20 protein-coding genes and 1 other annotated feature are annotated in these 26,871 nt (G+C 36.8%); all 20 genes read left to right on the forward strand.

From position 1 onward, the window contains the following. The 20 genes from secD (at position 1) to K7I92_RS02755 (ending at position 26,871) form a co-directional block, all read left to right on the forward strand. Positions 1 to 2,292, forward strand: coding sequence for a protein translocase subunit SecD (gene secD / locus K7I92_RS02660; RefSeq protein WP_220281936.1), 2,292 nt, complete (start codon positions 1 to 3; stop codon positions 2,290 to 2,292). A gap of 56 nt (positions 2,293 to 2,348) precedes the next feature. After that, positions 2,349 to 2,642, forward strand: a complete 294-nt coding sequence (locus K7I92_RS02665) for a hypothetical protein (RefSeq protein ID WP_220281937.1) — start codon at positions 2,349 to 2,351, stop codon at positions 2,640 to 2,642. 22 nt (positions 2,643 to 2,664) lie between these two features. After that, positions 2,665 to 3,033: an HAD family hydrolase gene (locus tag K7I92_RS02670; RefSeq protein WP_370627435.1), complete on the forward strand. Its 369-nt coding sequence runs from the start codon at positions 2,665 to 2,667 to the stop codon at positions 3,031 to 3,033. Next, positions 2,999 to 4,291, forward strand: a complete 1,293-nt coding sequence (gene murD / locus K7I92_RS02675; RefSeq protein WP_220281938.1) for a UDP-N-acetylmuramoyl-L-alanine--D-glutamate ligase — start codon at positions 2,999 to 3,001, stop codon at positions 4,289 to 4,291. The genes K7I92_RS02670 and murD overlap by 35 nt, the downstream gene beginning before the upstream one ends. After that, positions 4,278 to 5,852: a DHH family phosphoesterase gene (locus K7I92_RS02680; RefSeq protein WP_220281939.1), complete on the forward strand. Its 1,575-nt coding sequence runs from the start codon at positions 4,278 to 4,280 to the stop codon at positions 5,850 to 5,852. The genes murD and K7I92_RS02680 overlap by 14 nt, the downstream gene beginning before the upstream one ends. A gap of 43 nt (positions 5,853 to 5,895) precedes the next feature. Next, positions 5,896 to 6,429: an adenine phosphoribosyltransferase gene (locus tag K7I92_RS02685; RefSeq protein ID WP_203244465.1), complete on the forward strand. Its 534-nt coding sequence runs from the start codon at positions 5,896 to 5,898 to the stop codon at positions 6,427 to 6,429. A 48-nt stretch (positions 6,430 to 6,477) separates the two neighbouring features. Continuing rightward, positions 6,478 to 8,682, forward strand: a complete 2,205-nt coding sequence (locus K7I92_RS02690; RefSeq protein ID WP_203244464.1) for a bifunctional (p)ppGpp synthetase/guanosine-3',5'-bis(diphosphate) 3'-pyrophosphohydrolase — start codon at positions 6,478 to 6,480, stop codon at positions 8,680 to 8,682. 53 nt (positions 8,683 to 8,735) lie between these two features. Further along, positions 8,736 to 8,937, forward strand: a binding site (T-box leader). 36 nt (positions 8,938 to 8,973) lie between these two features. Beyond that, complete coding sequence (hisS, locus tag K7I92_RS02695) at positions 8,974 to 10,245, forward strand: histidine--tRNA ligase (protein WP_220281940.1); 1,272 nt, start codon at positions 8,974 to 8,976, stop codon at positions 10,243 to 10,245. Beyond that, the gene (aspS, locus tag K7I92_RS02700; protein WP_220281941.1) at positions 10,238 to 11,992 is read left to right on the forward strand and encodes an aspartate--tRNA ligase; all 1,755 of its coding nucleotides are present in this window, start codon (positions 10,238 to 10,240) and stop codon (positions 11,990 to 11,992) included. The genes hisS and aspS overlap by 8 nt, the downstream gene beginning before the upstream one ends. A 98-nt stretch (positions 11,993 to 12,090) precedes the next feature. Continuing rightward, positions 12,091 to 12,450 (forward strand): GntR family transcriptional regulator, encoded by a 360-nt coding sequence (locus K7I92_RS02705; protein ID WP_203244461.1) that lies wholly within the window; start codon positions 12,091 to 12,093, stop codon positions 12,448 to 12,450. Beyond that, on the forward strand, positions 12,443 to 13,327 hold the full coding sequence (locus K7I92_RS02710; protein WP_220281942.1) for an ATP-binding cassette domain-containing protein: 885 nt from the start codon (positions 12,443 to 12,445) through the stop codon (positions 13,325 to 13,327). Before K7I92_RS02705 ends, K7I92_RS02710 begins: the two co-directional genes overlap by 8 nt. Then, complete coding sequence (locus K7I92_RS02715; protein ID WP_220281943.1) at positions 13,320 to 14,729, forward strand: hypothetical protein; 1,410 nt, start codon at positions 13,320 to 13,322, stop codon at positions 14,727 to 14,729. The genes K7I92_RS02710 and K7I92_RS02715 overlap by 8 nt, the downstream gene beginning before the upstream one ends. Positions 14,730 to 15,001: 272 nt before the next feature. Continuing rightward, entirely contained in the window at positions 15,002 to 16,351 is a 1,350-nt protein-coding gene (locus K7I92_RS07635) for a metallophosphoesterase (protein WP_220281944.1), read from the forward strand. 40 nt (positions 16,352 to 16,391) lie between these two features. Next, entirely contained in the window at positions 16,392 to 16,604 is a 213-nt protein-coding gene (locus tag K7I92_RS02725) for a YneF family protein (RefSeq protein ID WP_203244457.1), read from the forward strand. A 149-nt stretch (positions 16,605 to 16,753) separates the two neighbouring features. Then, complete coding sequence (locus K7I92_RS02730; protein WP_220281945.1) at positions 16,754 to 19,324, forward strand: FAD-dependent oxidoreductase; 2,571 nt, start codon at positions 16,754 to 16,756, stop codon at positions 19,322 to 19,324. 220 nt (positions 19,325 to 19,544) lie between these two features. Beyond that, entirely contained in the window at positions 19,545 to 23,105 is a 3,561-nt protein-coding gene (nifJ, locus tag K7I92_RS02735) for a pyruvate:ferredoxin (flavodoxin) oxidoreductase (RefSeq protein WP_220281946.1), read from the forward strand. 138 nt (positions 23,106 to 23,243) lie between these two features. After that, positions 23,244 to 23,573, forward strand: a complete 330-nt coding sequence (locus tag K7I92_RS02740) for a hypothetical protein (RefSeq protein ID WP_220281947.1) — start codon at positions 23,244 to 23,246, stop codon at positions 23,571 to 23,573. Between the two features lie 16 nt (positions 23,574 to 23,589). Continuing rightward, positions 23,590 to 24,609 carry a V-type ATPase subunit gene (locus tag K7I92_RS02745; protein ID WP_203244453.1) on the forward strand — a complete coding sequence of 340 codons (1,020 nt, stop codon included), beginning with the start codon at positions 23,590 to 23,592 and terminating at the stop codon, positions 24,607 to 24,609. Between the two features lie 11 nt (positions 24,610 to 24,620). After that, positions 24,621 to 26,426 (forward strand): V-type ATP synthase subunit I, encoded by a 1,806-nt coding sequence (locus K7I92_RS02750; RefSeq protein ID WP_220281948.1) that lies wholly within the window; start codon positions 24,621 to 24,623, stop codon positions 26,424 to 26,426. Between the two features lie 10 nt (positions 26,427 to 26,436). After that, positions 26,437 to 26,871: an ATP synthase subunit C gene (locus K7I92_RS02755; protein ID WP_220281949.1), complete on the forward strand. Its 435-nt coding sequence runs from the start codon at positions 26,437 to 26,439 to the stop codon at positions 26,869 to 26,871.

Below are 26,871 nucleotides of genomic sequence, written 5' to 3' on the forward strand. Positions count from 1 at the left end.
ATGCCAAAAAAGAAAAATAAAAGAGGAAGTCTAGGGGTATTCGGTTTAATCGTTGCTCTTTTGATTGTATTGGCTTCCACAACCTATAAGACCATCACTAGTCATATTAACCTGGGTCTTGATTTGCAAGGGGGATTTGAAATCCTTTACCAGATTGAACCCCTTCAAAAAGGGAAAGCGGTGGACATGCCGTCGGTCATCAATAGTATCAGTAAGCGTGTGAATGTCTTAGGGGTAAACGAACCACAAATTAGTGTGGAAGGGAATAATCGTGTGCGTGTCCAATTGGCTGGTGCCAAGGATTTAGATACGGCTCGTAAGTTAATTGGAACTACCGCTAAGTTAACCTTCCGTGATGTGAATGATAAAGAGTTAGCCGATTCTTCCATCCTGCAAGAAGGTGGTGCTTCTTTAGCTTACCAAAATGGTGAACCGGTAGTTTCTTTTAAGGTAGCTAATAATGCGAAATTCCAAGCCATTACTAGAGAAATCTCCAGGAAAACCAAAGGTGAAAATGTTATGGTTATCTGGTTAGACTATAAGGAAGGCGATTCTTATAAAGCGGAAGCACAAAAACAAGCGCAAGGAAAAGAACCAAAATACGTTTCTGCGGCTTCGGTTAACCAAGCCTTATCGGGTGATTCCATTATTCAAGGTAATTTTACGGAAGAAAGTGCTCGTACCTTAGCGAACTTAATCAATTCCGGTTCTTTACCAGTGAAGTTAAATGAAATTTCTTCCAATGTTGTTTCGGCGGCTTATGGGCAAGACGCTCTTAGTAAGACTGCTTTTGCCGGTATGATTGGCGTTGGTATTGTGATGCTATTTATGATTTTCATGTATCGTTTACCGGGTATCATCGCTTCTATTATGTTGATATCTTATATTTGGGCTGTTTTTGGTATTTATGCCTTAATGGGTGCTACCTTTACTCTATCGGGTATTGGTGCCTTGGTATTGGGAATTGGCATGACAGTTGATGCGAATATTGTCAATTATGAACGTATTCGTCAAGAAATGTATGCTGGTAAATCGATTCGAACTGCTGTTAAAGAAGGGCAAAAGCTATCTTTTGCGGCTGTCTTTGATGCCCAATTCACAACCTTAATTGCGGCTTTAATTATGTATATTTGGGGTTCTGGTACGGTCAAAGGCTTTGCGACAATGTTGATGATTACTGTCTTTATGACATTGGTCTTAAATGTTGGTTTATCTAAGATTTTATTAGATCTTGTTGTGAAGTCTGGTGTTTGTGATAATCATCCAACTTGGTTTGCAGTAAAACCAAACCAAATTCCAGATGTTTCAAATGGTGAAAAACAGTTCTACACAGGAACACATCATGTGGATTATGTTGGTAAAGCGAAATATCTAATTCGTACAGCAATTGTAGTGATAGCACTTTTCTTAGGTCTAGGTATTTTTAATCAAGTCAAAGGCAATGGTTTCTTTAACTTAGGAATTGATTTTAGCTCTGGTACAAAATTAACCGTTGCTTCTAATAAGAACATTACAACAATGGAGGTTCAAAAGGAATTTGAAAAGTTGGGCTTAAAGGGCTATTCTTTCCAAGCGTCTGGAGATAAGACGGTTTATGCGACAACCAAGCAAGCTATCTCAACGGAACAACTAACCCAAGTGAAGAAAGATTTAAAGAAGGTTTATGGACAAGAACCCGGTGATAATATTGTTACACCGGTGGTTGGTCGTGACCTAGTTCATAATGCTTTTATCTTAACGATTGTGGCTTGGATTGCGATGATGTCTTATGTGACCATCCGTTATGAATGGGATTATGCCTTATCCTGTTTGCTGGCTTTGGTGCATGATGTCTTAATTGTGTTAGCCGTCTTTGGCATATTAAGGCTAGAAGTGAATATTGAGTTGATTTCGGTCTTATTGACGATTATTGGTTATTCGATTAATAACTCCATCATTGTCTTCGACCGTATTCGTGAACAAATGAGACTTCGTAAGAATAAGGCAAGTGTTGACTATAAGATGGTTGTCAATGATGCCATTGATGCGACGATTAAAGAAGCTCTTAATTCTTCCTTTACAACGATTGTTCCAGTTATTATTTTATTGACTTTCGGAAGTCAAGCTATCTTCACATTCATCTTTGCGATGCTAGTAGGACTAGTGGCCGGTACTTTCTCATCTATTTTCATCTCACCAATTTTATGGAACTACATTCGTACACACCATAAACCAAAGGGAAAGAATAAGAAAAAGAAAGAAAGTCGAAAAGAACACTTGGATGAATACACTATTCCAGGTATTAATGCTTAAAAATAATTAGAAGCCGTAAGATCATTCGATTTTACGGCTTCTTTGCTGGGGGAGATATGGAAATAAAGGCACTATTGTTCGATTGTGATGGTTTGATGTTTGAAACTGAAAGCATTGCGAATAGGATTTGGCAAGAAGCAACGAGTATTTATCATAAAGAATTACCCAATGATTTTTTTCGACATATCACTGGTTCCGGTGGAAAAGAAATAGCGGATTATCTGCATCAACTTCATTTTGATGATATTGAGATTTTCGTTAAAAAAAGACGTTTTGATTTAGATTTTTGGTCGTATTCAAAAGGACTGTTTAAATCGCAAAGGATTAATTCCTTTATTCCAATACCTTGAAAAAGAAAAGTATAAGCTTGCGATTTGTTCGTCCTCCCATTCGGAGTATGTGCAAACTTTAGTAAATACTGTTTCTTACCTTTTGCAGTTTGAAACAATTATTGGCAGAGATATGGTTAAATATGCTAAACCAAATCCAGATATATTCTTGTTAGGGGCAAAAGTATTAAATGTAAATCCAAAAGAGTGTCTTGTTTCAGAAGATTCAAAAGCGGGTATCTTAGCCGCAAAAAAAGCAGGTATACATTCTATCTTCATAGAGGATACAATAAAAGTGGATAATGACTTCAAGGAAGCGATTGATTTTAAACTTGATAGTTTATTAGATGTAGTGGATTTATTAGGGGAGAATAAGCATGTTGGAACAATGGAAAACTTTATGCAAAGATAAAAAAATAGCGATTTGGGGTTTAGGTCAAGAAGGAGAATCATCGTATTATTTTTTGCACCATTTATTACCGGAAATGGAACTCACTTTAATTGATCAAAAAGGTTCACCGGCTTTTCAAAAGAACTATGAAAAAGCTACTTTAAAGACCATTGAAGAAGTGAACTTACAAGATTTTGATTGCATCTTAAAAGCACCAGGTATCGTTTTAAAACCTGATCAAGAATTAGAAACCATTAGCTCGCAAACGGAATTATTTCTAAGAATGTATCGTGAACAGGTTATTGGTATTACTGGTACTAAGGGTAAAAGTACCACTAGCTCTTTAGTCTATGCACTTTTAAAACAAGAGAAAAAAGTGGTTTTAGTTGGCAATATCGGTAAACCATGTTTCGAGGAAATCGAAGCTATGGAACAAGGTGCCTTGGCGGTTTTTGAATTATCTTGTCATCAAATGGAATATACACGTGTATCTCCTCATATTGCTGTGTTTTTAAATCTTTATGAAGAACATTTGGATCATTATGGTAGCTTTGCAAAATATGGTTTAGCGAAATCCCATATCTATGCTTACCAGCAAGACAATGATTTAGCGATTGTTCATCCTGATTTACCGGATTTTTTACCAAAGCTTCAGAAAGCTTGGTATCTTCAAAAGGATGTTTATGCGAAAGATGGGTATTTCATCAATCCGGTTGCTAAAATGACTATGCCCAAGACAAAATTAATTGGTCATCATAATGAACAAAATATGGCGATAGCAGTGGCGATTGCTATGGAATTAGGGATGCATCGAAAAGCTATTGAACAAGGTCTAAAAGAATTTGAACCTTTGGAACATCGTTTGGAATACATAGGTGAATATAAAGGCATTCATTATGTGAATGATTCTATTTCCACCATTGGTCAATCTTGTATTCAAGCTATTGAAAGCCTTCCCTTGGTACAAACCATTTTAATTGGTGGTATGGATCGTGGCATTGATTATCAGGCATTAGAGAATTACATTCAAACCCATCCAATGTACCACTATATTTTCATGTATGCGACAGGAAAAAGAATTCTTTCGGAATTAGGAAAGAAAGAAAAGAATTTCTATGCAGTAGAAACGTTGAAAGAAGCTGTTTCACTAGCGAAAAAGATTACGAATCAAGGAAGAATGATTTTATTATCGCCAGCCGCTTCTTCTTACGATGCTTTTAAAAACTTTGAAGACCGTGGTCATCAATTTAAGGAAATGGTGAAAAATGATGTGGAATAAACAAAAGATAGAATATAATCCTTATCCCGTAGAAAACTTAGTGGGTAAGCTATTAAGCATGGTGACAGAAGATGAAACCAAAATTCAAGAAGTTTTATCAGCGCCTAGAGAAATTGTATATTCCAAAGCTGATTGTGTTTTAAAGTGTGTTGAGCGTTTAAAAATGGCGAAAGAGAAACAAGAGAAAGTCTTAATTGCCGGCGATTATGATTGTGATGGTGTTTGTTCAACCGGTATCATGAAATATAGCTTGGATCAATATGGGATTAAAAATGGTTATTATATTCCGGACCGCGTCAAAGAGGGCTATGGCTTACAAGTGCATACGGTTGAGCTGGCGAAAGAAAAAGGTTATTCTTTGATTTTGACAGTGGATAATGGTGTAAAAGCCTTTCCCGCTTTGGAAAAAGCGAAAGAGCTGGGTATTGAGGTAATTGTGACCGACCATCACCAAATTGAAGAACCGGTTCCGGTGGATATTCTTGTGCATCCAACTTTTATGGAAAAAGAGTATCGTTATTTTTCAGGAGCAGGAGTGGCTTTAGAAATTTCTTATTATCTAATTGGTGAAGTCAAAGAAATGATTGCCTTAGCCGGGGTTGCTGCCTTGGGGGATGTGATGCCTCCCTTTGCACAAACACGAACTTTAATTCAAAAAGCAGTTCAATATTTGCAAGAAGGTTGTGTTCCCGCTTTGCAAAAATTAGTTTCTAAGGGTAGTCAAATCGATGTTCAAACACTTCAATTTACTATTATTCCTAAGTTAAATAGTTTAGGAAGAATGAGCCATTTAGCGAATGTGAACCAATTAGTCAAGTACTTATTAACCAAGAATGAAGAAGCCCAAAACAAAATGGCTAAGCAGATTGATCAAATCAATCAAGAAAGAAAAAAAGCTTCCCAACTGAAAGCAAAAGAATTGGAAAATAAAGTGCAGGGGAAAGCGATTGAAGTTCTTTATGATCCAGATTTGTTAGAAGGGATTTGTGGGCAAATTGCAGGTCGAATAACAAACCAAATTAAACGTCCTTGTTTGGTGTTAACGAAAACCGATGGTGATATTATCAAGGGAAGTGGTCGTTCTGTTCCGGGTGTGAATTTATTTGAAGCTTTAAAAGACTTTGCGTTTTTTGAAAGCTTTGGTGGTCATGAACAGGCTTGTGGTTTAAGTGTTTCAGAAGAAAATTTTTCAGCTTTTCAAACCTATGTCGCCAATCTTCAGCTTGAAAGTCAAGAAGATAAGGGCAAAGATGTATTGGTCTTGGAACCGGAGGATTTAAGCTTTAAGGCAGTGCAAGCTTTAATGAATTTAGAACCTTATCCAAGTGAATGGAAAGAGCCATTGATTTGTATTGAAAAACCGGATTCTATTGAATTTAAAGCCTATTCTTCTATGCAAAAATACAGTTTTAAAGTAAATGGAGAAAAAGTAGAAGCTATTCTTTATGCTAATAAAGGCATTCAAGCCAATTTACAAGCTTCCCACTTTATTGGCACCCTTTCCATTAATTCTTTTCGGAATCAAGAGAAAATCCAAATGGTTATCGAAGATTTATGGTGACAATGATATAATACAATTGCATTTTAAAAAAAAGGAGATTATTATGGCACTCAATTTAGTAGACTATATCGCCTCTATTCCGGATTTTCCAAGCAAGGGAATCTTGTTTAGAGACGTTACACCATTGATTCAAAATGGAGAAGCATTTCAAGAAGTAACCAATCAATTAGAAAGCTATGCTAGAAAAGTCAAAGCGGATGTCATCGTCGGACCAGAAAGCCGTGGTTTCATTTTTGGTTGTCCTTTAGCTGTACAGATGGGTATTGGTTTTATTCCCGTACGCAAACCGGGAAAATTACCTCGCGAAACTATTTCGAAAGGCTATACTTTGGAATATGGTACTAACGAAGTGTTTATGCATAAAGATGCCATTCAATCTGGACAACGTGTTTTAATCGTGGATGACTTATTGGCAACAGGCGGTACTGCAAAGGCAACTTGTGAAATGGTTGAAGAACTAGGTGGTACGGTTGCTGGTTGTGCTTTTATCATTGAGTTATATGGTAATGGCATGGAAGGAAGAGAAGTGTTAAAAGATTACGATGTCTTTAGTATGGTGGAATTAAGCGATCAATAAAGCAAAGCAGCGAACTATCGCTGCTTTCTTGGAATGAAAGGAGGAGAGATGAAACAATTCATGAATAATCCCGGTGTATCGGATGTTTTAGAAGAAGCTAAATCCTACATTCATCAAGAAGAATCTCTCTCCTTGATTGAAAAGGCGGCTAATTACGCCATTGAAAAACACGCTGGTCAATTTCGTAAAAGTGGGGAACCTTATTTTATTCATTTAGCGAATGTGGCGTATATCTTGGCTACCTTACGAGTGGATCCACAGACGATTAGCGCCGGTTTTTTGCATGATGTCATTGAGGATTGTGGTGTTTCAAAAAGTGTGTTAGCTGAAGATTTTGGTGAAGAAGTCGCTTCCTTGGTGGAATCTGTCACAAAGATTGGCACTTTAGAATACAAGGGGAAAGATGACCCTGAATATCAAGCGGCGAACCATCGTAAAATTTTTATTGCGATGGCCAAAGATATACGTGTCATTTTAATTAAGCTTTGCGATCGTCTGCATAATATGCGCACACTTCAATTTCAAACTGAAGCAAGCCAAAAAAGAATTGCATCAGAGACGTTGGATGTGTACACGCCTATTGCTCATCGCTTGGGTATTTCGACCATTAAGAATGAACTAGAAGATTTAAGCTTTTATTATTTAAACCGTGACGAATATTACCGTATTGCACATTTAGTGGAAGCTAAGAAAACCGAACGTGATCATAATGTGAATGTGATGATTCAAAATATTTCAAAGATTTTAAAAGAAAATCATTTGGAATTCCGTATTTTCGGGCGTTCAAAGCATTTGTATTCCATTTATCGAAAGATGAAAAAAAAGAATAAGCGCTTTGATGAAATCTTAGATTTGCTAGCAATCCGCATTGTAACAAAAACAGAATTGAATTGTTATGAAGTATTAGGTTATATTCATGCAACTTATAAGCCGATTCCCGGTCGTTTAAAGGATTATATTGCGGTTCCGAAACCAAATATGTATCAATCTTTGCATACAACAATAATTGGTGATTCGGGTAAGATTTTTGAGGTGCAAATCCGTACAGAAGAAATGGATGCCATAGCGGAAAAAGGTATTGCGGCTCATTGGCGTTATAAAGAAGGAACGAAATATGACAAACATACCGCCAATAAAGAAATTGAAGCCAAGCTATCATGGTTTAAAGATTTTGCGATTTATTCAGAAGAAAATTCCAGTCCTTCCGAATACATGGAAACTTTACAAAAGGATATATTTGAAGCCAATGTTTATGTGATGACACCAAAAGGAAGAGTCATTGATTTACCAAGTGGGGCAACTCCTTTAGACTTTGCGTATCGGATTCATACCGATGTTGGTCATACAACCGTTGGTGCGATTGTGAATGATGCTATGGTTCCTTTAAACACGACCCTTCATACTGGAGATGTGGTCAATATTCGCACTCAAAAAGGAACAGGACCATCAGAAGACTGGTTAAATGTTGTTAAGACCAATCAAGCTAAGAATAAGATTAAAGCTTATTTCCAAAAGAAAGAATCACAATTAAAAGAAGATCGTGTTCCAGATGGTGAACGTTTATTGAGCGAAGAATTGAGAAAACGTGGTTTTGATGCGAAAGAATACATGGATAAAGCAAAAATCATGGATGTTTGTAACTCAATGCAGGCACAAGCTTCAAATTATACAGAGTTGATGTATGGGATTGCGACCAGAAATATTAGTGTTAGCTCAGTGGCTGAGCGTTTAACAAACCAAAAGTCCAGGGTGGCAGAAGATATGAACTTATCTCGTTCCTTAAATAAAGCGGCGGTTAAGAAAGTATCAAAGTCCGGTTTAGTGGTGCCGGGTATCGATTCGATCAAAATGTCTTTAGCGCATTGTTGTTTACCGGTGTACAATGATGAAATCGTTGGTAATATCACCAAGACGGAAGGGGTGAAGGTGCATCGAACCATTTGTCCAAACGCAAAGCACAAAGGAGCTCATTTAATTGATGTCTATTGGGGGGATAGAGAAGTTGATCAAACTTACCAAACTGATTTGTTGGTCATCGCCAGTGATCGTAACTTTTTACTAACGGATATCGTAACCGTTGTTTCACAATGTCGATTAAATTTAGAAGCTATCAATGCGACGACTAATCATGAAACCTTAACCGCTCGCTTCACGATGTCGGTTCGTGTAAAAAATTTGGAGCAGTTAGAGAATTTAATGGCAAATATTCGTAAAATTGATTCCATTCTATCGGTGGAAAGAGCGATTTATTAAGACCTGTGCTATAAAGCAGGTTTTTCTTTTGAAAAATAGTGTATAATGACGAAGACAATTCAAAGAAAGAGAAAAGAACAAGGAAACCAATTTAGCGACAATGGTTTGGTGTAAGCATTGATGGTTGAATTGTTTGGGACACTCGGGAGAAGATTTTCTGAAAAGAGTAGGAAAGTACGTGATACTGCGTTAAGGTTAGAGAGCATGGACTTAAGTTCATGAATTAAGGTGGTACCGCGCATCAGCGTCCTTTTCTAAGGACGTTTTTATTGATTAAGAAAGGATGAAGTTATGAGTTATCAAACACCAAGAGGAACTTACGATATTTTGCCAAAAGAAATGAAACAGTGGCACTATGTGGAAGAAGTAATCCGCCAAACAACAAAAAAATACCGTTATAAAGAAATTCGTACACCATATTTTGAAGAAACGAGGGTTTTCAAACGAGAAAATGATTCTTCCGATATGGTCAATAAAGAAATGTATACTTTTGCGACGGGAGATGAATCGTATACCCTAAGACCGGAAGGAACAGCAGGGGTGATTCGTGCTTTTGATCAACATAAATTATATGGTTTTATGGAATTACCGGCTCGTTTGTATTATTTAGGAGCGATGTTCCGCCATGAACGCCCACAAAAAGGAAGACAACGTCAATTCACTCAATTTGGGGTTGAAAATATTGGTGCTAAATCTCCTGAATTAGATGCTGAAACAATCGCTTTAGGCTATGACATTGTGAAACAAATGGGTATTTCTTCCATTAAGGTCTTAATTAATACTTTAGGGGATGATGAGTCAAGAGCGAATTATCGTCTAGCTTTAAAGGAACACTTTAAACCACATTTAGAAAATTTATGTACCGATTGTCATCGTCGTTATGAACAAAATCCATTACGTATCTTGGATTGTAAGGTGGATCATAATCAAGAATGTTTGCACAATGCGCCTCGTCTAATGGAGTATTTAAATGAAGAATCAAGGGACTATTTCAATCGTGTTTTAGCCGCCTTGGCTGCTTTGGGTATTCCTTATGAAGTGGATGATCGCTTGGTGCGTGGTTTGGATTATTACACACATACGGTGTTTGAAGTGGTTTCAACCCGTGAAGATAGTGGTGCCCAAGCAACGATTTTTGCGGGTGGTCGTTATGATCACTTTGTGGAATATTATGGTGGACCAGATATGTCGGGTATTGGCTTTGCGATTGGAATGGAAAGATTAATTTCTTTAGCAAGTGATGAAGGTCATGATTTTGGCGAAGATAATACTTGTGATGCTTATGTAATCGGTTTAGGAGATGTTAGTTTAGAAGTCTTAAAGCTGGCGCAGGAGTTAAGGCAGAATGGTTTTCATACAGAAGCGAACTTACTACCAAGATCCTTAAAATCACAATTTAAGTCTGCCGATCGTAATCATGCCAAGTATGTCATTATTCTTGGTGAGGATGAGGTTAAGAATCATAAGGTGAATGTTAAGCGAACAAGCGATAAGACCCAGGTAACGATTGAACGTCAAGAATTAGTTAAAAAATTAGAAAGCTGGGATAAAGAAAATGCTTAGAAATCGGGAAAATGGAAGTTTAAGAAAAGAAGATATTGGAAAAAGTGTTCAATTGGTTGGCTGGGTTCACACAAGAAGAAATTTCGGATCGATGGTGTTTGTGGATTTAAGAGATCGCTCAGGCTTGGTTCAACTGGTCATTCAAGAAGAAGATATTCCGGAAGTAAAGGATATTCGTAGCGAATATGTTTTACAAGTAGAAGGAAAAGTAGCCCTTCGTAAAGATTCGAATCCAAAGCTTGAAACGGGAGATATTGAGGTTCTTGTTTCTAAGATGTGTGTTTTAAATACCGCCAAGACGACACCATTTCCAATTAAAGATGATTGTGATTCTTTAGAAGAAACCCGTCTTCAATATCGCTATTTGGATTTAAAAAGACCAATCTTACAAAAGAATTTAATGTTAAGAGCAAAAGTGAAATCTGTTGCAAGAAGGGTATTGGAAGAAGAGGGATTTTTAGAAGTCGATACACCGACATTAGCTCGTTCAACCCCGGAAGGGGCACGTGACTACCTAGTGCCATCCCGTATTTATCCAGGAAAGTTTTGGGCTTTACCACAATCACCCCAGATTTATAAGCAATTATGTATGATTGCTGGATTGGATAAATACTATCAAATTGCTCGTTGTTACCGAGATGAAGACTTAAGAGCAGACCGGCAACCTGAATTTAACCAAATTGATATTGAAATGAGTTTTGCGGATGAAGAAGACATCTTTGCGGTGGTTGAAAAGTTGATGAAGACCATTTGGCAAGAAACCAAAGGAATCGACCTAAAGACACCATTTAAAAGAATTTCTTATTTTGATAGCTTAAATCGTTTTGGTTGTGATAAACCGGATTTACGTTTTGGAAATGAAATTCAAAATGTAAAAGACATCTTTTCTAAATCGGACTTTGTCGGTTTCCAAGAAGGATTAAGTGTTAAAGGAGTGATTGGGGCCTTATACTTTGAAAACGTAGCCGATAAGTATTCTCGTAAGACACTCGATCAACTTCAAGAATTTGTAAGACATGGCTTTGGAGTTAAAGCTCTAGCTTATTTGAAAAAAGAAAAAAATGCTTATACAGGTTCGATTCGTAAAGTAATTAGCGAGGAAGAATTAAAATCTTTAGATGAAAGGTTTCAAGTTCAAAACAATGGTTTGGTATTCATTATTTCAGGTATAAAAAATCGTAGCTTAAGTGCTTTGGGGGCTTTACGTGTTCGTCTTGGTAAAGAATTGAATTTGGTTCCGGAAGGAGAAAATGACCATTTTGTTTGGATAACCGATTTCCCAATGTTTGAATACTCAGAAGAGGAACAACGTTGGGTAGCGACGCATCATCCTTTCACCGCTATTCGTGAACAAGATATTCCTTATATGACGTCTAATCCAGAGCGTGTATTATCTCGAGCTTATGACTTAGTTCTTAATGGTTATGAATTATTATCAGGCTCAATTCGTATTCATGATCAAGCCTTGCAAGCTAAGGTGTTTGAAGCCATTGGCTTAACTTTAGAACAAGCGAAAGAAAAGTTTGGTTTCTTTTTAGAAGCTTTCCAATATGGTGCCCCACCTCATGGTGGTGTGGGGATTGGCTTAGAGCGTTTGGTCATGTGTTTAGCTGGTACGGATAATATTCGTGATGTGGTGGCTTTTCCAACAACGAATTCTTCTATGGATTTGATGTCACAAAGTCCTAATGTAGTGGATACTAAGCAATTGGATATTCTTGGTATTGCTGTTAAAGAAGAAAAATAAATTTTTTAAGCACTTTCAGGTGCTTTTTTTATTGACAAAGGGAATCACTGTATCATATAGTTAATACAGATAGTACAGTTAATACAGATGGAGGTAACATGTTTCTATTAAATTTACAATCCAAGATACCTCTTCAAGAACAAATTAAGAATCAGATGATCCGTTTCATTGAAGTTGGTATTTTGAAGGAAGAAGATCGTTTGCCATCGGTTCGACAACTAGCTCAAGATAATGGGATTAATCCCAATACAGTGATGAAAGCGTATAGTGAGCTAGAAAAACAGGGTTTTGTGTACAACATTCCTAAAAAAGGTGTTTATGTCGCAAAAATCAATGTTGAACAAAGTGTGGAGGATGAAATTTTAGACTTTCTAAGACCATTCCAAAGAAATGGAATGAGCCAACAGTGTTTAGAAGCAATCATTCAAAAACTATATAGGGAGGAAGGACATGCTTGAAATCAAAAAAGGAACAAAAGCCTTTGGTCCAAACAGTGTTTTGCGTGAATTGGATTTAACCATACCAACCGGTTCTATCTTCGGTTTGGTTGGTATCAATGGAGCAGGAAAATCGACTTTACTTCGTACTATTGCGGGAGTGTATCGATTGAACGATGGCGAAATTTTATTTGAAGGAAAAAATACCTATTTAGATGCGAACATACGTAATGAAATTGCGTTTGTGTCTGATGATTTGTACTTTCCAACCGGTTCTACTATTGCCGGTCAAAGAGTTTTTTACGAGAACTTATATTCCTTTTCTAAAGAAAATTACAATCGTTTTCTAAAGATGTTTGAATTAAAAGAGGAGATGACCATCTCCACTTTATCCAAGGGAAACAAAAGAAGAGTAGCGTTATTGTTTGCTTTATCCATTCAACCAAAGCTATTGCTTCTGGATGAGGCTTACGATGGCTTAGAACCTTTAATTCGTTTGAAATTTAAGAAGGTATTAGCACAACTGGTTGAAAGTGAGCAGTTAACCGTTATTATCTCATCGCATAGCTTGAAAGAATTGGAAGATATTTGTGATTCATTTGGTATCTTAGAGGGCGGAAAGCTTCTTCGTACAGGGGATTTGTTGGATTCTAGGGATGATTTGAATAAATATCAGCTGGTTTTTAAACATGATTTCACAGCCAATGATTTCAAGAATTTCGATGTTCTTCATTTTGAAAAAGAAGGTCATGTTTATCAGTTGGTTATCCGTGGTTCAAAACAAGAGGTTCAAGAAGAACTTAATAACTTAAATCCATTACTGTTGGATGTATTACCGGTGAACTTTGAAGAATTATTTATTTATGAATTAGAAAGTAGAGGAAGCTTAGATGAGTAAGGCCTATTTTAAGTATCTTTATCAATCAAAGAGAATACTATGGAACTTTTTAACGCTTATCTTCTTTGCGATTTGTTTTACCCCGTTATTATCAAGCTGGGAATCGAATTACGATCGCTTAATTAAGGTCGCTTCCATTGCCTTTATTTTAGCGCTTATTTTGAGTTTTGTTTTGCCGGGTATCTTTTTCTCAGTTTACCAAAGACGAAAAAGTGCAGATCAGTATTTTTCACTTCCCCTTAGTCGTAAGACTTTATTAGTAACAACAATTGGTTTTGCGTGGGTGTTTGTATTCATGAACTGGTTATTGGTCACTTTATTAGCCCAGTCAATTTTAAGGACTACGATTCAACCTTTTCAATATTTCATTATTTATATTATTTATATGGCAGTTATTATCCTAGTGTTACTTTTGATACATAGTGTGTTGTTTTTAGTCGCAAATAATATATTTGATGGGGTGGTGATGACGTTTGCGTATTCGTTTGTCTTCATGATTGTTTTCTACTTACAAGAATCTTTCTCCTATTCTTTGGTGGCGGGTAAAAATGGTTGGAGTGTTGCTTGGTTTAGTCAATTATTTAAGTTATTTTCACCGGAAATCATGGTTACGGAGGATGTCCAAAGAATTTTCTTAAGAATTTTCTTAGGGAAAACAAATATGTATACTTTTAATAGTGCGTTTTATCCGCCTTGGTTTACGATTACTTTATTGCTTATTTACGGAATAATTGCGACGGTTGGCTTGACTCGTTACTTCATTCGTCGTTCTAGTGAAAATGCGGAATTGGTTTCTAACGATGTTATGGCCTACCCATTTATCGTTCATGTCTACTTGTTTGGTTTGATGATGGCAATCGCTTTCCAGTATTGGAATATACCGTTTGTTGCAGTGAGTGTTCAGATATTGGTATTACTAGCGGCGTATGTGGTGGCGATGTTCGTATATCGTCGGAAGATTACCTTATCAAAAAATAATGTTATTAGCTTTATTTTAGCCATTATACTTAGTTTTGGCATTGCTTTTGCGGGTAGAATAACCAAAGGTTTTGGTTTGGCTAATCAGTATAAATTAAAAGTCGGTGAAGAACTGGTTTATAGCGTTGAGGAATATGAAGGCTATAAGTTGCAAGTTCGTATTCCGGTCAATAAAATGGATCAGTATAAAGAAGTTGTGGATATTATGGAAAGGTATCGTAAAAGTGTTATTGATAAGTACTATAAAATAGGCGCAAATTCAAAAGAAAGATGGATTGGTTATTTTGATGTTCATAATGAAACCAAAACAAATAAATCTTTAAATCGATATTCTTATAATATTTATCGTCCATTAAATGATCGAGATATTGATACATTAAAGAAATATCCGGAAATTGTTGAATTTAAGAAAGCAGAAGAATAAGCTTGTATTTTATCATAATTAAAAAGAAATAAAAGACTGGTAAAACAGAAATCTAATTCTTATAATAAACTTGTCAGAGGATTTGTATTTTTCTAACATTTCGATATAAGGGAATTCTGACTAGGACCTCGGTGTTGAATGCTTGATTGAATCAAGAATCCTAAAGAGGAAATAAGAATACCCACCTCTACATAAGAGGGAACATATCAACCTCTGACTTTTTCTATGCTTTTGCGACTTTTCATTTCATGGAAATTTGATAGAATAAAGCCGTGCAAATAAAGATATTTCATACAAATGATATTCATAGCCAATTTTCTTTTTTAGAGAATGTATTTGTGTATTTACAAAAACATAGAACAAAGAATGATTTCTACTTAGATGCTGGTGATTATACGGATATTAGTCATAAAATCGTAAGTGCTGATCATGGTCAAATGGCTTTGGAGTTATTATCCCTTTGTCAACCGGATGTATTAACAGTTGGAAATAATGAAGCGGATTTAGGTGTTCATCTGAAAGATTTATTCAAAAAATTCCCTTATATTTCTGCTAATTTAAGTGATGAATTGAATCAACCATTACCACATCTTCCGTCTAGTAAGCTCTTAAAAGTCTTGGATAAGACCATCTTAGTGATAGGGATAACGCCTTATTACAACGAACATTTAAAAGAAAATGGTTATAACAATTTTATGGTGATGGCTCATCTGAAAATACAAGAACCTTTTGCGTGTTTAAGAAGAGTTTTGGATGAAAGAAAAGGGCAGTATGATTATTGTCTTTTACTTTCCCATAGTGGTTATTTTGTGGATGAAAAGATTTTAGATAATTTTAAAGAGATTGATTTTATCTTAGGTGGTCATTCCCATCAAAAGATTTGTTCTAATCGTTATTTGCAAGGTGGTAAAGGTGAATTTTTAGATGTTTTGACACTAGATGTTTTGGAAGATGGTATTCATTTTTTGAAAAGTGAACAGCTTGTTTTAGCCGATGAAAGAAGTTCTAGCTTTGATAAACAAATGAATATCTATTTAAATAAAGCAGACGCCATTTTAGAAAAGGAAATGGAAGTTTATGATGAGTTAATTTTTGATGCTTTTCATTCTTGTGAGCTGATGCGTTTTCTTTGTGATGCTTTATGGAAGGATTATGGACAAGATTTGGCTGTAATGCACCATGGTATTGCGAACCATTCTCTCCTTCGTCCGGTTAGTCAAAAATCATTGTTAGAAACTTTCCCATCGAAACTTAATCCAACCATGTATGAAATAAAGGGAAAAGAAATCTTAGAAGCCTATTATTTATCAAAGGTAGAAGATCATATTCGTCAATCGGGAAAGGGACCTGGTTTTCGAGGAAATGTTTTAGGTACATTGAGTTTTAGTACCAATGTGGAAGAAAAAGAAAATTGTCTTTTCGTAAATGGTGAAAAGATACTAGAAGAGAGAGTCTATTCGATTGTAACGGATGATTATTTACAAAGAGGAACAGGTTATCCGAGTTTAAAAGTGGCGGATGAGATTTGTCATTATGATAATCGTTTTATTCGTGATGTAATGGAACATCATTTAATGGACAAAGATTTATTTTGCCATATTAAGAACTTGAAAGTCCGTTAAAAAATAGATAGAATAAGCAGGTAAAAGCGAGGTAAATTAGATGCCAGAATTTTTTAGTTCATTAGGGATGTTTTTAGCAGGGGCGGTCGTATCGGCTATCGTTACTTTTTTCTTAACAAGACGTGCATTTGAAAAGCAATTGAAAGAAAATCCACCTGTAAACGAAAAGATGATTCGTGCGATGTTTATGCAGATGGGTCGTAAACCAAGTGAGGCTCAAATCAAAGCGGTCATGAAAACTATGAAGCAATAAAGGACAATAAAAGAATTGTTCTTTTTTATGCACAATTCATCCTTTACTTATTCCTTATCGAAAAATGGAAAGCCATACATATTATAGTTGTAACAATGTGAAGGCTTTGCTAAGATGAATGTGCATATAGCTATATGCAGGGAGGAAAAATGAAGAAAAAAATCAATTTGTTTTTGAGCTTAGTTATGGCTTTAACACTTGTTGGTTGTTCAAATCAAGGTAGGTATAAAGCCGGTACCTATGAAGGTATAGGTAAAGGACGAAATGGAGATATCAAGGTTTCTGTAAAGGTTTCAAAAGATAAGATTGAAACCGTCAAGGTTACAGAACAAAAAGAAACAGAAAGCATCGCAAAACCTGCTTTAGAACAAATTCCAAAGGCAATTGAAAAAGCCAACCGTGCAAATGTAGACACTGTATCTGGTGCTACTATTACTTCTAAGGGGATTGTGGAAGCGGTTGTTGATGCTTTAAAGAAGGCCGGTGCTAAAGAAGATGGCGGTAAGGCTGAACATAAGAATGTTCCAATTACTTACAAAGAGGGTACTTACGCAGGTAAAGGAAATGGTTATAATGGATTAATTTCTCTGAGAGTTACTTTCTCAAAGGATGGCATCGAAGATATTAAATATAGCAGTAAAGAAACAGCCCACATCGGTAAACCTGCTTTTAATCATTTGGTAAATGATGCCAAGAAAGCGAATGGGGCCGGTATTGATGTTGTCTCCGGTGCAACATTTACTTCCGTTGGCTTTAAGAATGCCTTAGTGGATGCGGCTTCACAGGCAAAGGCTAGTGATTTAGAGGGCTTTAAGAAAAATAAAGTGGTTCGTAAAGCTGGTCAAAAGATAGAAGAAACTTATGATGTGGTTGTTGTTGGAGCAGGTGGAGCAGGTATGGCTACGGCGGTTCAATCGGCACAATCCGGTAATAGTGTTGTTGTGGTTGAAGAAAATGTTGAAATTGGTGGTAATACAGTCGCTTCCGGTGGTCAATTTCAATCGGTTCAAAAGTATTTAGTTTGGGATGCAACGAATCCAAATGCGACAACAGGTACTTACAAAGGCAAGAGCTATAAGAAGGTAAAACAAGCTGCTGGTAATATCACCATTCTTAAGACCATCTTAAATTGGAATGAAAAAGAGTTTGATGGTAATTACTTCAAAAATCATGCGTTTGTGGCCGGGGATATCAATGAATTATCGAAAGCTGGTGTGCATAAGGAGTATCTGGGTACATTACAAGCCTTAAAGAAAGAAATTAAGGCTTACATCAATTGGGCACAACCTAAGTTAGTCGCTGGTACAGCTGAAACAGAATTACCATTGTTCTCAACGGTTAATTTGCACATCTTCCAAACATATTATGGTGGTTTAAGACCAAATGCGAAGAAGACTGAATGGATTTATGGTAACTATGAATTAGTATCGCAATTCGTTAATGGCGGTCAAGATCTTAAGGGCTGGTTAGAATCACAAGGAGCTATGTTTGATAACTCCATTCAACCGACAATCGTGGGTGCTTTATGGAATCGTGAAAATGACTTCTTAGGCTCGGACTTAAATAAGGATGGTGTTCCTGATCGGGATGGTGCCAATAAGAAGGGTAAATCGGTATGGAATACATACTTTGTTCCGACAAAGAATACATTATTAAAGACCGTTGAAAACCATGATAAGAATAAGATTTTATTACGCACAAAAGCGATGGAATTGATTGTTGAAAATGGTAAAGTAACGGGTGTAAAGGCACAGAAATACGATGGTACAGAAGTTGTCTTACACGCTAAGAAGGGTGTTGTTTTAACGACTGGTGGTTACGCCGCTAATATCAAGCGTGTTAAAGAAACAAATAAATACTGGAAAGATGGTGCCATTACGGATTCCACTAAGACCACCAATCGTTCTAGCTTAGTCGGTGCCGGCTTGGATATGGCACAAAAGGTCGGAGCGCAATTAACCGGTATGGGTTATACACAATTAATGCCTATTTCTTGGGTCGATAATGGTAACCTTGCTTTCGGTGGTGGCGACTATGCGATTCATGTGAATCCTAAGACAGGAAAGCGTTATGTTAATGAAGCAGGGGAGCGCGACGTTCTATCTTTAGGTGAATTTGATAATGGTGTTAGCTTTGAAGGTTCTAATGGTACAGTTATTGAAATTGCTAATAACGATCACAATATTCCTGGTCCATACCCATACGGTACACCAAAGGATGAAGATCTTACTTTGTGGAATAGTGATGTAAAGAATCGTCAATACACTCGTACAGTGGATCAATTAGGTGACTTATTCAAGAAGCTTGGCTTAGAAACTAATGCTGAAGAAGTGAAGAAGACAATCATGGAATATGATAAGGCTTTAATGACTGGTCAAGATAAGAACTTAAACCCAACCAAAACAGGTTGGACAAGTTTGATTGGCAAGGCTGAAAAGGACGCTAATGGTAAGTACAAGCCGGAAACATACACATTAGATGGTGTTAAGTTAAAGATTCGTCTAATAGCCCCTTCAACGCACCATACAATGGGTGGTTTATTGGTTGACAGCAAGCGCCATGTCCTTGATAAAGATGGTAAAGCTATCAAGGGCTTATATGCGGCCGGTGAAGTAACCGGCGGTATCCATGGTGGTAACCGTTTAGGTGGTAATGCGATTGTTGAAATCTTTGTTTCAGGTCGTATTGCCGCGAAGACGATTGTTGAAGACAATAAATAGAAGTTTCCGGATTAAAAGGGCAGTATTTCATAGGAAATGCTGTCTTTTTCTGCTTAAGAAAAGAGGGATATTCTATTCTTTTGACCTATTTTCTGCCGTGAAATAGTTATCATATAGATATTACATGTCTATTTTTAACTAATGAGTGTACCATCTAAAGCAAAAATCCTTTATTTTCAATGCGAAAGGACTATAATTAATTTATATCAAGGAGGACAAAATGAGTACAGAACATAAGAAAGTATTCGAAGCGATGGATGGTAATACAGCCACAGCGCATGCTGCCTATGCGTTTACAGAAGTAGCCGGAATTTACCCAATTACGCCATCGTCACCAATGGCGGAAAATGTTGATGCTTGGTCAACGGCAGGTCGTAAAAATATCTTTAATGATCGTGTTAAGGTTGTTGAAATGCAATCAGAAGGTGGTGCGGCCGGTGCCATCCATGGTGCTTTACAAGCCGGTTCTTTAGCCACTACATTTACTGCTTCACAGGGATTATTATTGATGATTCCAAATATTTATAAATTAAAAGGAGAAATGTTACCGGGGGTTATACATGTGGCTGCTCGTACTTTAGCTACCCATACCCTGAGTATCTTTGGTGACCATTCTGATATTTATGCGGCTCGTCAAACGGGAATTGTTCAAATGTGTTCCCACTCTGTTCAAGATTGTATGGATTTAGCTGGTGTAGCGCATGCTGTTGCCATCGAAGCAAGTGCACCGGTTATGCATTTCTTTGATGGTTTCCGTACATCACATGAAATCGACAAGATTGAAGTGATGGATTATGATTTTTTAAAGTCATTAATTAATCAAGAAAAATTAGTTGCTTTTCGTAAGCATGCCTTAAATCCACATGGCAATTCTGTTGTCCGTGGTGGTACGCAAAATGATGATATTTTCTTCCAAGCCGCTGAAGCCCAAAATAGTCATTTTGAACAAATTCCAGAAATTGTAGCTTCTTACATGAAGAAGGTATCGGATTATACGGGTCGTACTTATGCACCATTTGTTTATACAGGCGCACCTGATGCACAACGTGTTATCGTTGCAATGGGTTCTGTAACCGATACAATCACAGAAACGATTAATACGTTGGTCAAGCGTGGTGAAAAAGTTGGTTTGGTTAAGGTTTACTTATACCGTCCATTCTCAGCAAAGATGTTAGAGGATGTTTTACCGGCTAGTGTTAAGAGCATTGCGGTACTAGATCGTACCAAGGAACAAGGCTCTCGTGAACCATTGTTCTTAGATGTTGTTTCAGCATTACGTAAACACAAAGACCTAACTATTATTGGTGGTCGCTACGGTTTATCTTCTAAAGACACAAACCCATCAGACATTAATGCCGTTTATGAAGAATTAAAGAAGAGTAATCCAAAGGAAGAATTCACAATCGGTATTGATGATGATGTCACGAATTTATCCTTGGCGAAAGCACCAATTTCAGTGGATAGTGATTATACTTCTTGTCTATTCTATGGTTTAGGATCAGATGGTACGGTGGGTGCCAATAAATCGACAGTTAAGATTATCGGTAATAATACAGATCTTTACTCCCAAGCTTATTTTGCATATGACTCCAAGAAGTCAGGTGGGGTAACTCGTTCTCATCTACGTTTTGGTAAGTCACCCATTCATTCTCCTTATTACATTGATAAAGCTGAATTTATTTCTTGTTCACAAGAATCCTATTGTTTCCAATTTGATATGGTTCGTGATTTAAAAGAAGGTGGCACTTTCTTATTGAATACCATGATTCCTGCTGATGAAATTGTTAGTCGTATGCCCAATCGTTTATTAGCCACTTTGGCAAAGAAGAAAGCAAAGTGGTATATCATCAATGCGACAAAGCTGGCGCAAGAAACAGGCATGGGTCGTCATACAAATACCATCTTACAATCGGCTTTCTTCAAGCTTAATGAACGAATCATGCCTTATGATAAGTCGCTTGACTTGATGAAACATTCAGCTGAAAAAACGTATGCTCGTAAGGGGCAAGAGGTTGTGGATGCGAATATTCGTGCAATTGAAGCTGGGGCTGATGGTTTAGTTGAAGTTCCGGTTGATAAAGCTTGGGCTGATTTAACTTACTCAAAGGCTTTATACAATGAAACAGGTGATCGTTATTACGATGAATTTGCACAACGTATCAATGCCTTAGACGGTAATAATATGCCGGTATCAACCTTTGTTGAACAAGGTATATTAGATGGCTCTGTTCGTAGCAATGAAGCTTTCTTAGAAAAAAGAAGCGTGGGTGCTTTCGTTCCGGAATGGGATGTGAATAAATGTATTGAATGTGGTAAGTGTGGATTTGCTTGTCCTCATGCCACAATTCGTTCCGTTTTAATGGATGAAAAGGAATTAGCGAAGGCGGATGAAATCGCTAAAGCTAATAAGCTTGAGCTAACTTACAAAGATCCAACTCCTGCTTATAAGGGTGCTAAAGAAGCTGGTTTGAAGTTCCGTATTCAAGTATCAACGGAAAACTGTGTGGGTTGTGGTGTATGTATCACGGTATGTCCGGTGGACGCATTAAGTGCTAAGGATATTAATACCCAACGTGAACAACAAGCCTTGGCGGATTACTTATATAAAGAAGTTACTTATAAGCCGGAATTTGGTAATAACAATACGGAAGCGGGTGTTTCCTTAATGATGCCTTATTTTGAAGTATCCGGTGCCTGTCCGGGTTGTGGTGAAGCCGGTTATTACCGTTTAGCAACGCAATTATTTGGTAAGGATATGATTATTGCGAATGCGACAGGCTGTTCGATGATTTACTGCTCCGCAACGCCGGTTTCTCCATTTGTGACTGACGTAAATAATGATGGTCCGGCTTGGGCTAACTCCTTATTTGAAGACAATGCAGAATATGGCTTTGGTATGGCTATTGCTAATGCCTATAAGTCAGCGCATATCTTAAAAATTATGGAAGATAACTTAGATACAGTTGAACCGGAATTGAAGGCTGATTTTGAAGTTTACTTAGCAGCGAATGATAAGCGTGAAGAACAACGTAAGATTAAGGCAAGCTTAGTAGAACACGTTAAGGCATCGAAAGTTGAAGCTGTTAAAGAACTATTGGCTTGTGAAGATGATTTAGTATCGAAGTCGGTTTGGATTGTCGGTGGTGATGGTTGGGCTTATGATATTGGTTATGGTGGATTAGACCATGTCATGGCCAATAACTTAGACGTAAACGTGCTTGTCTTAGATACCGAAGTTTATTCCAATACAGGTGGACAATCTTCGAAGTCCTCACAAGCCGCATCCATTGCGAAGTTCGCCGCCGGTGGTAAAGCATTAGCGAAGAAAGACTTAGGTCAAATCTTTATGGAATATGGTACGGCTTATGTAGCATCTGTTTCGATGGGAGCTAACCAAGCACAAACCATCAAGGCTTTCAAGGAAGCCGAATCGTATAAGGGACCTTCCATCGTGATTGCTTATGCGCCATGTATTGAACAAGGTATTAAAGGTGGCTTGATTAACATGCCGGTTACTCAAAAGAACGCTGTTGAATGTGGTTATACAGTTCTTTACCGCTATGATCCACGTAATCAAAAACCGTTAACGCTTGATTCTCGCACACCTAAGTGGGATAAGTTCAAAGACTTCTTAATGAATGAAGGACGTTACTTCAACTTAGTGAAGATTAAGGGTGAAGAAGAAGCGAATAAGCTATTCGATAAGGCTTTACAAGATGCTCAAACACGTTATGCCAAGCTTCAAATGAAGAAGCGCATACAAGACGAGCAAGAAGCTTAAGAATACAAGAAAGAGTGTAATCACTACACTCTTTTTATTGGACTTGCTTATTTAGACTAGAAAATTGTGTAAAATACATGAAAAAAAGTGCGATGTTCAAAATGAGAGTTATAATAATTTGTTGTATGGAGGACAAATATGGAGCTCGAACAAATTAAAAAACTCCTTGATTTAGATGAAAAAACAAGGAAGGAAGTGGCGGCCGCTCATGAAGAAAAAAACCAACTTCTAGCTAAAATTGCAGTTGAAGAACAACGACTTTCTAAAGAAGCTTGGGATAAAGTGAATGAAACCCTTGAACAAAAGGAAAAAGATATGGTACAAGAAGCAGCGGATGAAAAAAAACGTTTGGAACTTAATTTCACTGCCAACAAAAAGAAGCTTGAAAAACAATTTCTTGAACATCGCGAAGAGTGGATCACAATGCTTATCAAGCGTGTTACTTCTTTGGAAGAGGACCATGAGTAGTTCTCATAATGCCATCATGGCAAAAGTTCGTTCCATGTATGGTCATCGCTTGCAAGAAAGTGATTATTTGAGTTTACTCAATAAAAAAAGTGAAGCGGAAGTCGCTACTTTTTTACAAAACAGCGAACTCTTTCATGATTGCTTAACAGGAATTAATGTGAAGGCCATTCATCGTGGTCAATTGGAGGTTCTAATTCGAACGGAAATTTTTCATCGCATCAATAAACTTATTCGTTATATGGAAGCAGACGGGAAGCATCTCGTTCATAATTTAATGGCGAATACAGAAATAGAATTGATTATGATGAAGATTCGTGCTTTATCCTCCAATAACTCGGTTTCAAAGGAAGATTTAATCACCCATATGCCCTTGTATGTTTCGCAATACAGTAGTTTTGATTTTATGGGTTTAAGTGAAGTATCTGATTTTGAAGAACTCTTGCATTTATTAAAGGGAACAGCGTATGCGACGGTGTTAAAACTTTATCGTTCAAAGCCAATTGAGGAATTAGACTTTGTGACCTTAGAACATCGGCTTCATGAAAGAATGGATGAAGAAATGATGATGTACATTCGCCAATTTGGTCATGAAGATACGCAAAAGAAGATGAATGAGATAGTAAAGATTGTCATCGAATTAGAGAACATTCAGATTATTTATCGATTGAAAAAATACTTTCAATCAAAACCCGAACAAATCCGTCCTTTATTGATGAAACAATCCGTCTTTATTCCTTGGAAGACTTTAATGGAATGGTTGGATACTTTGAATGCCGATCAAATTTTAGAAAAACTGCAACAAACAAGGTATAAAAAATACATTGGATTCAATCATTTTCAATACATTGAACATTTCACAAAACGGATTCAGTATGAACTAAATCGTCACTTGATTTACCAAGAATTAAATCCAAACATTTTAATGTTTGCTTACATTCATTTAAGTGAAATTGAAATTCAAAATTTGATTGATATCATAGAGGCTGTTCATTATGGCATTAGTCAAGATCGAACGAGAGCGCTATTGATTTATTAGAAGAAGGTATTATGGCAATTGAAAAAATGAAATATGTATCTCTTTCTTGTTCAAAATCGCACTTGAATGAGATGTTAGAGATGATTGGGAAAAGTCAACCGATTCATCCCATCTTGGCTAGTCAATTAGTAGAAGATAAAGAGGGTGTTTTGTTGAATGAAGAGAATCCTTATGATTCTTACGCACAAAGTTTTCAAAATATTGGTCACATGGTTGGTTGTGTTTTGAAAGAAAAAGAACCAACGGGGACTTATTCTGAAGCCGAAATTCAGAATTATATCGCCGAATTAAATCATGAGTTTGGTTTAGATACCAATGGGGAAGTGGAAATATTATCGGAGGATGATGAGAAAGCCTTGCATGAATTAGCACCTTTAGGTTTTGAAAGGATGAAAGAAGCACAATATTTAAACTTTGGTCTAGGACGTTTGCCTTTGGATTCCTATAAAAAGATTTCTCTTTATGCCGGTGAAAATTTCTCCATTCATAAATTACATAGTAATAATCAATACGTTTGGTTAGTCTATGTGACCAGTGATGCATATTTGAAACGAACACAGAAAATTTTTCATTCTTTATTCTTTGAACCAATTCAAATTCCAGCTTTTGACCGTGAAAAGAGGGTTCAAGAATGTCGATGGAAGATGATGGATGTGTATTCGTATTGTTTGAAGCAATCGTCTATTTTAAAGCTATATCCTTATGTCTTAAAGAAGGATGAAAGATATGAATTCGATGGTTTTGTACCAGCCAGAAAGATACAGAGCTTTAAAGCTTTATTTAAGGATGTAAGCATTCAAGAAAAAGAACCATCAGAAGTTTCCATTCCTTGTCCAACTATTCTTAGAAATAATTGGTTCACAAGACCATTTGAACTTTTTGTGGAAATGTATGGATTACCTAAATACGATGACTTTGATCCAACAAGCTTTGTGGCAGTTACCTACTCCTTAATTTTTGGCATTATGTTTGGGGATTTGGGACAAGGCTTGGTATTGGCTATTCTTGGTTTCTTACTAGAAAAGAAAGCTAAGTTATTTGGTATTATTGCCCGTGTGGGTGTTACTTCTTCTATTTTTGGTTTCTTATATGGATCTGTATTTGGCTTAGAAGAGGTATTAAATCCAATTCACCAACAAATTTTCAATGTTCGTGAAAAGTTATTGGATGTGATGGATGGCTCTAATACGATGGGTTTATTAATTAGCGCGGTTTTACTTGGTGCTAGTTTAATTCTAATCACAATGTTGATGAATATTTGGAATAATGCCCGTCATAAACGCTGGATAGAAGTTTTTCTCTCGCAAAACGGAATGGTTGGCTTTGGTTTCTATGGCTTTATTTTAGTGGCTATTGGAGCCCGGACTTTATATGGAATAAGTCTAACATCGTTACCATTTATGATTGTGTTTGTGTATCTACCATTACTATGTTTCTTATTGAAAGAGCGCTTTGAAGCGGTAGTGGAAGGGCATTCTTTTAAACCGAGTGAAGGTTGGCTTGGCTATGTTGTCCAAAATTTCTTTGAAGTTTTTGAAATATTATTGAGCTTTGTAACGAATAGTTTATCGTATTTGCGTGTAGGTGGTTTCATTTTATCGCATGCCGGTATGATGCTGGTGGTGATGACTTTAATGAAGATGACCGGTACAGCCGGGATTGTTGTTTTTATTATAGGAAATATCTTCGTTATGGGCTTAGAGGGTTTAATTGTTGGTATTCAAACCTTGCGTTTGGAATATTATGAAATGTTTTCACGCTACTACACAGGTGGTGGCACAAAATTTGTAGCATATAGCACAAAGAGTGCTGACTAAGGAGAAAAGTATGTTATTATCGTTTAATCAAATTGTTTTACCATTTATGGCTGTTATTTTAATTGTTGGTCCTTTATGGCTGATTGTTCGTCATGGTGTTAATCAAAAGAATGTGAAGTCAAGGCTTTTAACGCAAGTGGTTCTATTCGTTGCCGCTTTCTTAACGACGATTGTTTTACAAGCTGATCAATTCGCTTCATTTGCTGAAGAAGCAACACAATCCAGTAATAGTAACACTGGTTTAGGCTTCCTTGCGGCAGCTATTGCGGTAGCCGGTTCTTCTTTAGGTGCCGGTTGGGCTGTTGCGAGTGCAGCTCCGGCAGCGATTGGTGCCGTTAGTGAAGATGGAAATAACTTTGGTCGTGCCATTATCTTCGTTGCTCTTGGTGAAGGAGTTGCGATTTATGGTCTATTGATTTCCATCTTAATCATCAACAAGCTTTAA

The sequence above is a fragment of the Bulleidia sp. zg-1013 genome, from assembly GCF_019798045.1.
In the GTDB taxonomy this organism is placed as follows: Bacteria; Bacillota_I; Bacilli_A; order Erysipelotrichales; family Erysipelotrichaceae; genus Bulleidia.